The organism is Janthinobacterium sp. EB271-G4-3-2, from assembly GCF_020858035.1.
GTDB lineage: Bacteria > Pseudomonadota > Gammaproteobacteria > Burkholderiales > Burkholderiaceae_D > Janthinobacterium > Janthinobacterium aestuarii.
Genome location: NZ_JACYMG010000019.1, coordinates 1 through 11,794 on the forward strand (window position 1 = coordinate 1; position 11,794 = coordinate 11,794).

13 protein-coding genes and 1 pseudogene are annotated in these 11,794 nt (G+C 63.2%); 10 read left to right on the forward strand and 4 right to left on the reverse strand.

Annotated features, from left to right (window positions below):
- The 3 genes and pseudogenes from IGS55_RS26715 to IGS55_RS26725 form a co-directional block, all read left to right on the forward strand.
- A pseudogene (locus tag IGS55_RS26715) lies at window positions 1-198 on the forward strand (DDE-type integrase/transposase/recombinase); the annotation flags it as partial.
- A gap of 55 nt (window positions 199-253) precedes the next feature.
- Window positions 254-613 carry a transposase gene (locus IGS55_RS26720; RefSeq protein ID WP_230519244.1) on the forward strand — a complete coding sequence of 120 codons (360 nt, stop codon included), beginning with the start codon at window positions 254-256 and terminating at the stop codon, window positions 611-613.
- Window positions 610-1,476 (forward strand): IS3 family transposase, encoded by an 867-nt coding sequence (locus IGS55_RS26725; RefSeq protein ID WP_230519245.1) that lies wholly within the window; start codon window positions 610-612, stop codon window positions 1,474-1,476. The genes IGS55_RS26720 and IGS55_RS26725 overlap by 4 nt, the downstream gene beginning before the upstream one ends.
- A gap of 48 nt (window positions 1,477-1,524) precedes the next feature.
- Here the strand turns inward: IGS55_RS26725 and IGS55_RS26730 are convergent, their stop codons facing one another.
- Window positions 1,525-2,364: an AraC family transcriptional regulator gene (locus IGS55_RS26730; RefSeq protein ID WP_230519246.1), complete on the reverse strand. Its 840-nt coding sequence runs from the start codon at window positions 2,362-2,364 to the stop codon at window positions 1,525-1,527.
- Between the two features lie 66 nt (window positions 2,365-2,430).
- Between IGS55_RS26730 and IGS55_RS26735 the strand changes: the two genes are divergently transcribed.
- Both IGS55_RS26735 and IGS55_RS26740 read left to right on the forward strand, forming a co-directional pair.
- Window positions 2,431-2,688 carry a hypothetical protein gene (locus IGS55_RS26735; RefSeq protein WP_230519247.1) on the forward strand — a complete coding sequence of 86 codons (258 nt, stop codon included), beginning with the start codon at window positions 2,431-2,433 and terminating at the stop codon, window positions 2,686-2,688.
- 66 nt (window positions 2,689-2,754) lie between these two features.
- Window positions 2,755-3,360 carry an IMPACT family protein gene (locus IGS55_RS26740; RefSeq protein ID WP_230519248.1) on the forward strand — a complete coding sequence of 202 codons (606 nt, stop codon included), beginning with the start codon at window positions 2,755-2,757 and terminating at the stop codon, window positions 3,358-3,360.
- Window positions 3,361-3,363: 3 nt separating this feature from the next.
- Here the strand turns inward: IGS55_RS26740 and IGS55_RS26745 are convergent, their stop codons facing one another.
- Complete coding sequence (locus IGS55_RS26745) at window positions 3,364-3,753, reverse strand: hypothetical protein (protein ID WP_230519249.1); 390 nt, start codon at window positions 3,751-3,753, stop codon at window positions 3,364-3,366.
- Between the two features lie 13 nt (window positions 3,754-3,766).
- On the reverse strand, window positions 3,767-4,144 hold the full coding sequence (locus IGS55_RS26750; RefSeq protein WP_230519250.1) for a nuclear transport factor 2 family protein: 378 nt from the start codon (window positions 4,142-4,144) through the stop codon (window positions 3,767-3,769).
- Between the two features lie 262 nt (window positions 4,145-4,406).
- Here IGS55_RS26750 and IGS55_RS26755 point away from each other — a divergent pair, with 262 nt between their 5' ends.
- The 5 genes from IGS55_RS26755 to IGS55_RS26775 all read left to right on the forward strand — a co-directional run bounded on the left by IGS55_RS26755 (window position 4,407) and on the right by IGS55_RS26775 (window position 11,109).
- Complete coding sequence (locus IGS55_RS26755) at window positions 4,407-5,807, forward strand: L-cystine transporter (RefSeq protein WP_230519251.1); 1,401 nt, start codon at window positions 4,407-4,409, stop codon at window positions 5,805-5,807.
- Between the two features lie 80 nt (window positions 5,808-5,887).
- The gene (locus IGS55_RS26760; RefSeq protein ID WP_230519252.1) at window positions 5,888-6,652 is read left to right on the forward strand and encodes a histidine phosphatase family protein; all 765 of its coding nucleotides are present in this window, start codon (window positions 5,888-5,890) and stop codon (window positions 6,650-6,652) included.
- 17 nt (window positions 6,653-6,669) lie between these two features.
- Entirely contained in the window at window positions 6,670-7,548 is an 879-nt protein-coding gene (locus IGS55_RS26765) for an NAD(P)H-hydrate dehydratase (protein WP_230519253.1), read from the forward strand.
- Window positions 7,549-7,660: 112 nt separating this feature from the next.
- On the forward strand, window positions 7,661-10,168 hold the full coding sequence (locus IGS55_RS26770; RefSeq protein WP_230519254.1) for a TonB-dependent receptor plug domain-containing protein: 2,508 nt from the start codon (window positions 7,661-7,663) through the stop codon (window positions 10,166-10,168).
- 17 nt (window positions 10,169-10,185) lie between these two features.
- Window positions 10,186-11,109: an SAM hydrolase/SAM-dependent halogenase family protein gene (locus IGS55_RS26775; RefSeq protein ID WP_230519255.1), complete on the forward strand. Its 924-nt coding sequence runs from the start codon at window positions 10,186-10,188 to the stop codon at window positions 11,107-11,109.
- Window positions 11,110-11,213: 104 nt separating this feature from the next.
- Here IGS55_RS26775 and IGS55_RS26780 read toward each other — a convergent pair whose 3' ends face one another.
- Window positions 11,214-11,645, reverse strand: coding sequence for a hypothetical protein (locus IGS55_RS26780; protein ID WP_230519256.1), 432 nt, complete (start codon window positions 11,643-11,645; stop codon window positions 11,214-11,216).
- Between the last annotated feature and the right edge of the window lie 149 nt (window positions 11,646-11,794).

Genomic DNA, 11,794 nt, shown 5'->3' on the forward strand with positions numbered 1-11,794 from the left:
CGAGGTCGACCACAGGGCCTACTGTTGCATTCGGATCAAGGTAGCCAGTACGCCAGTCGAAAATTCCGTCAGCGCTTATGGCGCTATCGGATACGACAGAGCATGAGCCGGCGGGGAAATTGCTGGGATAACTCCCCGATGGAACGGCTGTTCCGCAGCTTCAAAACGGAATGGCTGCCGTCAACTGGTTACATGAGCTAGTCCGGTTTTCATGGACATTCTAATAGGGGACAATGTGCCCCGGAGGATATTCATGAAGAAGAAACAATTACCTTCGAAGCGGGAGATCATTCCCACTTCACCGGAGTCAGCACCTAAGTTGCGTGCCACATTCACAGATGAGTTCAAGCGCGATGCGGTAGCGCGACTGCGTGCGGGCAATCAAAGCGCCACTAATTTGGCAGTAGAGCTAGGGCTACGTCGCAACCAGCTCTACAAGTGGGCGAAGAAGCTCGATGAGCAATCCTCGGGGGAAGCCCTGCGCTCTCCCGGCCGGCCACCGACGGGCAATCTGAGCGAAATTGAACAGTTAAGATGTGACCTTGCCAGTGCCCAGGAGGAGCTGGCCATCTTAAAAAAGTTAGATGCGTACTTAACTCGCCTAAAGAAGTGAAGTACGCCGTCATTGATGCACACCGCAGCGAGTTTTCAGTCACTTCGTTATGTCGTGTGCTCGATATCAGCCGCAGCCTGTACTACGCCTTCAAGAAGGCCAGACCAAGCTTACGCAGCCAGCAGGACTTGGCTTTGCGTGCCAAAATCGTTGCCATCAATACAGCGCATCGCTGGGCACCTGGGGCGGTGAAGATGTGGCATTTGCTCAAGGCCGAAGGCATCCAATGTGGGAAGCATCGCGTGATCAGACTGCGCAAACTGGAAGACATTCAAACGACCCGCATGAAACGCTTCCGCGTCATGCAAGCGAAGGAGCGTGTGCAGCCTCCAGCGCCCGATCTGGTCAAGCGCGCCTTTCAGGTTGATGCCCCTGACAAGATTTGGGTGGGAGACATTACGTCATTGCGTACTAGAGAAGGATGGATCCATCTGGCTATCGTGCTCGATTTGTTTGCACGTCGAGTGGTCGGCTGGGCCATGAATTGCACCCAGGCGGCGGCACTGCCGATCGCGGCGCTGAACATGGCACTGGCTCAGCGGCAGCCCCGCTCGGGAGTGATTTTCCACAGTGATCAAGGCACAGTTTATGGGTGTAATGATTACCGTGAACTACTGCAAAAACATGGCGTACTGGCGAGCATGAGTCGTAAAGGCAACTGCCATGATAATGCTGTAGCCGAAAGTTTCTTTTCTAATCTGAAGAACGAAGTGATGCATGATCGTCTGTTTGCATCCCGAGAAGAAGCCAGGGCGGTCGTCAATGACTATATCGAGATGTATTACAATCGCAGCAGGCTACATCAAACCCTCGCCTACCAAACGCCAGCGCAAGTAGAAGCACAGTTTCGTGTGCTTAATTAACTGTCCTGAAAATCCGAACTACCTCAGGTCCGACATTCGTACACGATTTCAGCTTTGACCGTCTCTATCAACAGCAAGTTGCGCTTTATCAAATACCGATATTTCCCATTCACTGCCATCCCCATACCTCCCCGGCGTTACGCCCATCACCCGCTTGAACATGGCGATGAAGGCGCTGACGTTGTCGTAGCCCAGGTCCACCGCAATATTCGTGACGGGCTGGCCGGCGGCCAATAGTTCCAGGGCGCGCAGGATGCGGGCGCGCTGGCGCCAGGCCGAGGGCGTAAAGCCTGTCTCGGCCGTGAATCGGCGCGCCAGGGTGCGCGGCGAGACGCCGGCCCAGGCGGCCAGCGCTTCCACGCCACGCTCGTCGGCGAGGTCGTCGAGCACGGAGCGCGCCACGCGCAGCAGGCGCGGGTCCGTGGGTAGCGACAAACCGAACGGCTCGTGCGGCGCGGCGGCGATCTCGTCGAGGATCACGCCCGCCACCCGGGCTTGCCGCGCGTCCAGTGCGTCAGACACATCCTCGTCCCAGGTGCTGGCGCGGCCCACCGCTTCGCGCAGCAGGCCCGAGACGCGCATCACGCAAGGCGCGGCGGGCAAGCCGGCGCAACTGGCCTCGTCCACATACACGCTCCAGCCCGCAAACGGGCCGTGCGAACGCAGCGCGTGCACGTGATGGGGCGGCACCCACACGCAGTGGCTGGCCGGCACCACCCACTGTCCGCTGTCGGCCGTAACGGAGAGCAAGCCCCGCATGGCGCCGAACAGCTGGCCGCTGGCATGGCGGTGCGCCGCCGTCACCCTTTCCTGCGGCTGGACAATGCGCAAGGCGCGCAGCGGCGGCGATGCGGGAAAAATTGGCGGATTTGACGTATCGAATGACATAAACAACGCAGGCAAGACAATCTGCTCATCATACAGTGACGTCTTTCCAACCTTCAGGAGTTCAGCATGCGTGCAGAAGACGTCCTAGCCGATCAACAAAACGAGGGCCAGTTCAATGGCGTCACCGTGCGCAAGGGCACGGTGGGCGCTTTCCTGGCCAATGCCCGGCTATGGCTGGACGATACGAGCAGCGTCGACGACAAGGCCATCGCCGAGCGCGACATTGTCGACGCCCTGCCCGCCCTGCACGCGCTGGGACTGTTCGAAATCCTGCAGGTGCGCGATGCGGCGCTGCGCGAACTGGTGTCCGTCGCCGCCGCGTGAGCGGACTGGCTCGTCCCCGGCGCGCATTTCCTCTATCATGCTGCTTTGCCCGCCTTCGCACCCGCCATGCCGTTTACCATTGCCGCCCCCGTCCACAGCGAACTGATTATCAAGAAAAGCCGTTTCATCGGTTGCGTGCAGCCGATGACGGACCGCGCCAGCGCGCAGCAGGTGGTCAATGACCTGAAGACGCAGCATCCGGGCGCCTGCCATGTGTGCTGGGCGCTGCTGGCGGGCGGACAGTCGGCGGCCGTCGATGATGGCGAGCCGAGCGGCACGGCCGGGCGGCCCATGCTCGACGTGCTGCGCCACCAGGACCTGGAAGGCGTGCTGGCCACCGTCGTGCGCTATTTTGGCGGGATCAAGCTCGGTGCGGGCGGGCTCGTGCGCGCCTACACGGACAGCGTGGCGCAAGCCCTGCTGCAGGCGGAAAAGACGGCCATCGTGCGCCAGCGAACCCTGCGCTGCACGGTGCCGTATGCGATGGAAGGCATGCTGCGCCGCGAACTCAATGGCGCCGGCGCCACCTTGCTGAACGTGGAACACGGCGACGCCGTGCTGTTCGACTTCAGCCTGCCTGAAACGGCGGCCACCGCCCTGCTCGCCCATCTGCATGAGGCGGGCAATGGGCGGATAACCTGGCTGAAAGTGGAAGCCGAAGAGGAAGAATAAACCCTACAAGTCGCGCGGTCGCTTGATCTGCAACAAGATGAAGTGCGTCCACGCCAGCGCCGGCAGCACCAGCAACAGCAGCATCAATCCGGCCGGCATGTCCGGCACGAAACGCACGAAGCAGGCGAGAAAACCGGCGATGGCCAGCCAGAAGCGCCAGTTGAACGCATAGGCCTTGCGCGCCACCGTCGCCAGCGCGATACGCCAGAATTCCAGCAAGGCCCACAGGCCGCCCGTCAGCAGCAGCGCGGCCAAGGCGTTGGCGCCGGGAGCGTCGGCCCAGGTGCGCACCAGGTTGTACAGCAGCACGGGATAGCCGGCCGTGATGGCCAGGGTGGCGGGGCCGGCGGCGATGACAGCTTCAAACAGCTGCCCTTTGGAACGATGATCCACTAAATCCTGCTCCTCAAGCCACGACGCCGGAATGGGCGGCGATCACTTGCAGCGCGCCGGCCGCATTGAGCGCCCAGACGCGCGTAAAACGGAAGTCGCCATGCGTTTCCACATCGTGATAGGTGCCCGCCAGCTGCATGCGCACGGAGACGACGGCCACGCTGCCATTGATGCGCACATGGCGTTCGGACGCGCGCAGATCCGTGATGGCCAGCAGGCGCTGCTCGTGCGCGGCCAGGTCCGCATGCTTGCTCAACAAATGGCCCAGGTGATTGGTAAACAACAAGTCGTCGGCCAGCAAGACATTCAACTCGGCCACGTCGGAGGCCATCATGGCCAGGCGCAAGCGCTCTTCCGCATCGAGCACTTGTACTTCAGTTAATGCATTCATCTTCTTCCTATCAAATAGTCTGGCGCATCTTAGCAAACGGGAAAACCATGCTGGCACGAAATAGCTAAATTCACAATCAGCCACAAGGCTTATACCTGTGAAGCATATTTATATAGCGTAATATTCGCAGCGGTATTGCGCAAAACGCCACCATAGTACTGTACAGTGCTTGCCCTTCCGCCCCGGGCTGGGGCAGCTGTCAGTTGTAGTACAGTTTATGTGCTCCGTGCAGTCTCGAATAAAACCAAGATAAGGCCCCTTCATGGCAATTAACATCATCCTGAACCTGCTCGTTGCGTTGTTCGTCTTCGCTTTCATGTTCCACCAGCAACGCAAACATGCGACGTTTACCGTGCGCGTCTTCACGGGCCTGGGCCTGGGCGTGCTGCTCGGCGCGGCCGTGCAGTGGCTGTACGGCGCCGGCTCGCCCGTCATCGCCGGCACCAATGAATACATGGGCATCGTCGGCAGCGGCTACGTCAAACTGCTGCAGATGATCATCATGCCGCTGATCATGGTGTCCATCATTTCCGCCATTTTAAAGCTCAAGGATGCGAGCTCGCTGGGCAAGATCAGCGCGCTGACCATCGGCACCCTGCTCATCACCACCACGATCGCCGCCGCGATCGGCATCCTGATGGCCAAGCTGTTCGGCCTGACGGCCGTCGGCCTGACGTCGAGCGTGGCCGAAGTGGCGCGCGGCGTGCAGCTGCAAGGCTCGCTGGAAACGGCGAAAGCCCTGTCCTTGCCGAAACTGCTGGTCAGCTTCGTGCCGACCAACCCCTTCCTCGACATGACGGGCGCGCGCAAGACGTCGACCATCGCCGTGGTCGTGTTCTCGATCTTCATCGGCATCTCGGCCACGGGCATCGCGGCGAAGAAGCCGGAAATTTTCGCGTCCTTCGAGCACTTCATGAAAGTGGCGCATGCCATCGTCATGCGCATGGTCACCTTGGTGCTGCGCCTGACGCCGTACGGCGTGTTCGCGCTGATGTTCGAAGTGGTGGCCTCGTCGAGCTACACGGACATTTTAAAGCTGATCAACTTCGTCGTCGCCTCGTACAGCGCGCTGATATTGATGTTCCTCGTGCACCTGGCCATCATCGCGGGCGTGGGCCTGAACCCGCTGCGCTTCGTGAAAAAAGTCTTCCCCGTGCTGGCCTTCGCGTTCACGTCGCGCACCAGCGCCGGCTCGATCCCGATGAGCGTGCAGACGCAAACCCAGCGCCTGGGCACGCCGGAAGGCATCGCCAACTTCGCCGCCTCGTTCGGCTCGACCATCGGCCAGAATGGCTGCGCCGGCATCTATCCGGCCATGCTCGCCGTCATGATCGCCCCCACCGTCGGCGTCGATCCATTTACGCTCAGCTTCCTGCTGCCGCTGCTGGCCATCATCACCATCGGTTCCGTCGGCGTGGCCGGCGTGGGCGGCGGTGCCACGTTTGCCGCCCTGATCGTGCTGTCGGCAATGGACTTGCCCGTCGCGCTGGCCGGCTTGCTGATCTCGGTCGAACCGCTGATCGACATGGGCCGCACGGCCCTGAACGTGAGCGGCTCGATCACGGCCGGCACCGTCACCAGCCGGGTCATGGGGCAGACCGACCTGGCCGTCTACAACAGCGACGACGCGCCTGACCTGGACGAGGCGGAACACGCCGCCTAAGCAGCTCTCCAGCGGCGCGCCGCGCCTTGCCGCTTTCCTCTATATTTATCAACAATAAATGCAGAGGAAGGCGTAAGGCGATGGAACAGAAATGGCCGCAGCAAATCTGGATCGTGCGTCACGGCCAAAGTGCCGGCAACGTGGCGCGCGATGCCGCCGAAGCGGAAAAGCAGTTGTTGATCGCCATCGCCGAACGCGATGTCGACGTCCCCCTCTCCGAGCTGGGCACGCGCCAGGCGCAAGCCCTTGGCGACTGGTTCGCCACCCTTCCCCCTGAACAACAACCGACCGTCGTGCTGTATTCGCCCTACGTGCGTGCCCAGCAGACGGCGCAAGCCGTGCTGGCGCGCATCGATGCCGACAGCCTCGCCTCGGTGGTGGCCGACGAGCGCCTGCGCGAAAAGGAATTCGGCATCCTCGACCGCCTGACCGTGCACGGCATCGCCAGCAAGTACCCGGAACTGCACGAACAGCGCCAGCACGTCGGCAAGTTTTACTTCCGTCCGCCGGGCGGCGAAAGCTGGTGCGACGTCATCCTTCGCCTGCGCAGCGTGCTCGACACCATCACCCGCGAATACAGGGGAGAACGGGTGCTGATCGTCGGCCACCAGGTCATCGTCAATTGCTTCCGCTACCTGCTCGAGCGCTGCGACGAGCACGCCATCCTGGCCATCGACAAGGCGGCCGACGTGCCCAACTGCGGCGTCACTTCCTATGCTTTCAATCCCTCCCTGGGCAAGCACGGCAAGCTGCAGCTGGACCTGTGCAACTTCGTCGCGCCACTGGAAGAATCGGGTACACCTGTCACGGCCCAGCCCGACATGCCGGCCGCGCCCAAGTCCTAGTGTTCCGGAGACCATGCATGGACACCACCGACATCACCGCTTCCCTGCTGCGCTGCTGGCCCCTGCCCATGCCTCAGCCCGACGGCGACAAGGAAGTGCGCGGCCATCTGCTGATCGTCGCCGGCTCGGCGGAAATGCCAGGCGCCATCCTGCTGGCGGCCACGGCAGCGCTGCGCGCGGGCGCGGGCAAACTGACCCTGGCGACGGGCGCGTCGGTGGCGGCGCAAGTGGCCATCGCCATGCCCGAGGCGCGGGTCATCGGCCTGGACGAAACGGCGCAAGGCGGCTTCCGGCACGAGGCGCAACACCAGTTGGCGCCGCTGGCCGGCAAGGTCGATGCCGTGCTCGTCGGGCCGGGCATGTGCGACACGGCCGCCAGCTGCGAGCTGATGCGCCACCTGCTGCCCCTGTTTGCCGGCAGCCGGCTGATCCTTGACGCGCGCGCCATGCAGGTCGTGCGCAAGCCCGCGCACTTTCGCTTCGACCAGCCCGTGCTGCTGACGCCGCACGCGGGCGAGCTGGCCCAGCTGATGGGCCTGTCGAAAGACGCCGTGCTGGCCGACCCGCATGCCTGTGCCGTGGACGCGGCGCGGCGCTGGAATGCCATCGTCGCCCTGAAAGGCGCGCTGACCGTTATCGCCATGCCCGATGGCACGACCTGGACGCATGCGGGCGGCAATATCGGCCTGGCCATTTCCGGTTCCGGCGACACCTTGGCCGGCATCATCACGGGCCTGGCGGCGCGCGGCGCACCGTTGGAACAGGCGTGCGCCTGGGGCATCGCCCTGCATGCGCTGGCGGGCGAACAGCTGGCCCTGCGCTTCGGTATCCTCGGCTATCTGGCGCGCGAAATCCCGGCCGAGATTCCCGCCCTGCTGCGCAATCTGGCGGCATAAAAACAACAGCATAAGCATATCCAGAAAGAATCGTTAGCGTCGGCGGGCGCCTCCCTTAAGCTCATTGCAACTGTTTCCATACGAACACTAATCGAGCCCAAAGGACACCGCCTTGTATCCGCGCCATTCAACCGCCACGCCTTCTCTTCCCGCCACGCCGCTGCGCGCCATCGTGCTGGCCTGCGCCATGCTGGCCACCGCGCCCGCCTGGGCCCAGGACGCGCAAGCCAGCGCAGGCACCACCGCTGAAACGGCCAGCGCCAGCATCGACCAGGTCACCGTCGTCGGCTCGCGCGCGCGCAACCGCACGGTGTTCGACAGCAGCGTGCCCATCGACCGTTTCGGCGCGCGCGAAGTGAGCAATGCGCTGTCGACGGGCGACGTGGGCGCGGCCCTGCAAAACCTGTCGCCGTCGATCAACTTCCCCCGCATCGAGTCAAGCGGCGCGTCGGACTCCGTGCGCGGCATCCAGTTGCGGGGATTGGCGCCCGACCAGGTGCTGGTGCTGATCAACGGCAAGCGCCGCCACACGAGCGCCGTGCTCGACACGGAAAGCAGCTTTGCCGGCACCGTGCCGGTCGACATCAATGCGATTCCCCCCAACGCCATCGACCACATTGAAATCCTGCGCGACGGCGCCGGCGCCCAGTACGGCAGCGACGCCGTGGCGGGTGTCATCAACATCGTGCTGAAAAAGGCCCGCACGGGCGGCGCCGCGTCCATCAGCTACGGCGCCAACCACACGCATTTCGATCCGACAGATCAAACCCTGACGGATGGCCAGACCGTCATCGTCAACGCCGACTATGGCGTTCCGCTGGGCGAGGCGGGTTTCTTCCGCTTCGGCGCGGAAACGCGGCGCCGCTCGCCCACGGAACGGGCCGGCCCCAGCGACGCGGGCTGGACGTCCTATAACTTCACGCCAGCCGACCAGGCGCTCGACGGCAAGGTCGTGTTCAAGTCCGGCGACTCGCGCCAGCGTAACAATTATTTGTTCTACAACACCCAGCTCACCCTGGCCAACGGCCTCGACCTGTACTCGTTTGCCACCCTCAACGAGCGCAAGTCCGACGGCAGCGCCTACTTCCGCTATCCGGGCGACCCGTCGAACGTGCCGGCCCTGTATCCGCACGGCTACCGCCCCGTCACCAACGGCGACAAGCGCGACCTCAGCATCGTGGCCGGCGTGCGCGGCAGCGCGGGCCAGTGGAACTGGGACGCCAGCGCGCGCCACGGCAGCGACCGCTTTGACTACGGCGTGAGCCATTCCGTCAACGCTTCGCTGGGCGCGGCCAGCCCCACGCGCTTCAGCCTGGCCGGCTTCGATTTCCGCCAGAACGCCTTGAACGTCGATGCCACGCGCACCATCGACATCGGCTTGCCCGCTCCCTTGAGCGTGGCCGTGGGCGCCGAATGGATGCGCGAAACCTACACCAGCTCGGCCGGCGACCCAGCCTCGTATGCGGCCGGCAGCTTCACGGACGCGCCGCCGGGCGCCCAGGCGGGACCGGGCTTGCGCCCATCGGACGCCTACGGCGGCAGCCGGCAGATCCGCTCCGTGTATGCGGACGTGGAAAGCGACCTCACGCCGCGCCTGCTGGTGGGTGCCGCCGCCCGCTATTCCCACTACAACGACTTCGGCAGCGCCAGCACGGGCAAGCTGTCCACGCGCTATAAAGTAACGGAGAATTTTCTTGTGCGCGGCTCGCTGTCGAACAGCTTCCGCGCACCGGCCCTCGTGCAGACGGGCTTCCGCTTTGCCACCTTGAACTTCAACGCCGATGGCACGGCCCTGCAAACGGCGGCCCTGCTGCCGGCCAGCGACCCGCTGGCGCGCAGCTTCGGCGCGCAACAGCTGAAGCCGGAAAAATCGACCAATTTGTCGCTGGGCCTGGCCTGGAAACCGGCCACCGCCACCAGCCTGACGGTGGACGCCTACGTGATCCGCATCCGCGACCGCATCACGCGCTCGAGCGACTTGCAAAGCGACGCCGTCACGGCCTACCTGGCCGCGAATGGCCGCAGCGACATTCAGTCCGTGGCCTACCTGGCCAATTTGCTCGACACCGCTACCCGCGGCCTGGATGTGGTGCTGAACCACGACCTGGCGTTCACTTCCGGCAAGCTGAACCTGAACGCGGCGCTGAACCTGAACAAGACCAGCGTCGACAAGGTGCGCCAGAGTTCCGCTGCGCTGGCCAATATCGATCCGAGTCTGACCCTGCTGACGGAGACGAGTTTGTTTCGCATCAAACATGCGTCCCCCAACAGCAAATTGATACTCGGCGCCGACTGGCAGGCGGCCGGCTGGGGCGTGCAGGCGCGCGCCACGCGCTTTGGCGAGCTGAAAGATTTTTCGTACGACAGCGATGCGTCCCTGATCGACGGCATCCCCGCACAGCGCTTCGGCGCCGTCTGGTCGCTGGACTTGGAAGGCCAGCTGAAACTCAGCAGGCAGCTGACCTTGAGCGTGGGCGGCAACAACATCCTCGACCGCTATCCGCAGCGCGTGCGGGAAACGAATAACGCCACGTATGGCGGCGCCCTGCCCTACAATTTCATCAACCCCATCGGCGTCAATGGCGCGTACTTTTACGCCAAGCTGAACTACACCTTCTAACGCCACGGAAAGAACCCATGATCATCAAGAAAATATCCCACCTCGTCGCCGGCGCCTGCCTGAGCGCCCTCATGCTGTCCGCCGCCCAGGCCGCCACGCCGCTGGTGCTGATGACGGACTTCGGCACGGCCGATGGCGCCGTGTCCGCCATGCATGGCGTCGCCTATGGCGTCGATCCCCAGCTGACCATTTCGGACCTGACGCACCAGATTCCCGACTACGACATCTGGCTGGGCGCCTACCGCCTGTACCAGACGGCCAATTACTGGCCGCAAGGCACGGTGTTCGTGTCCGTCATCGACCCGGGCGTGGGCACGGCGCGCAAGTCGGTGGTGCTGAAAACCAAGGGTGGACGCTACTTCGTGGGGCCGGACAACGGCCTGTTCACCCTGATCGCCGAGCGCGACGGCGTGGCGGAACTGCGCGAAATCGATGAAAAGGTCAATCGCCTGGCCGGCTCCGCCGAGTCCTACACCTTCCATGGCCGCGACGTGTACGCTTATGTCGGTGCGCGCCTGGCGTCGGGCACCATCCACTATGAACAGGTGGGCCCGCAATTGCCGAGCGAATCCGTGGTCAAGATCGCGTATCAGAAACCGGTACGCGACGGCAATACCATCCGCGGCATCGTGCCCGTGCTGGACGTCAAGTATGGCAACGTGTGGACGAATATCCCTAAATCGCTGCTCGATGAATTACAGGTGAAACTGCACGATCCGCTGCAAGTGCGCATCCTGCACAAGGGCAAGCAGGTGGCCAAGGTCACGGCGCCGTTCGAGCACACATTTGGCGGCGTGGCCAAGGGCAAGCCTCTCGTCTACCTGAACAGCCTGCTCGACGTGGCCGTGGCCATCAGCCAGGGCGACTTTGCCGCCAAACACCACGTCGAGTCGGGCGTGGATTGGGAAGTGGAAGTGAGCAAAGTTTCTTCGTCGAAATAAGCACGGTCCGCGGCCAGGACACACAGTCCTGGCCGTTTCAAATGTTTCTACTACAGGTTTGCGTTACGTCAAACCAAACGCTCTCCACGCCCCCACAACGCCGCTCATTTGTAATTGTGGTGAACCTGCGCCCACCTGCCTACTCTAAATTTTGCAAACGATGCCAGCCTTGTTCCAGATGCGCCATCTGGCAAGGCATGCTTTTCCACGACAGCATTCCACTGAAAAGGAACAATCATGACGGCTCCACTCCTGACCACCAGCAAGCTCGTTCTCGGTAGCGCCATCGTCTGTGCGCTGCTGGGCGGATGCAACAAACGTAACGACACCGACACTGGCACCGGTGCCACCACCTCGCCGAACACGACGAACCCGGCAACCGCACCCGGCACCAGCGGAACCAGCGGCACATCGGGCACCACCACGCCGGATACCACGACACCCGGCACAACGCCGGGGGCGACACCAGGCACGACCAACCCCGATGGCACGACCACGCCGCCAACCACGCCACCCAACGGCACCACGCCGGGCACAGGAACCGGCACAGGAGGTACGGGCACCGGCACGGGTACAGGCACTGGTACGGGCACAGGTACGACCACGCCGCCGCGCAGCAGTTAAGCGCAGGCAAAGCCTTCCGCAGAAGGCTCTTGCAATACCACGGCGCAGCGAAAGCTGCGCC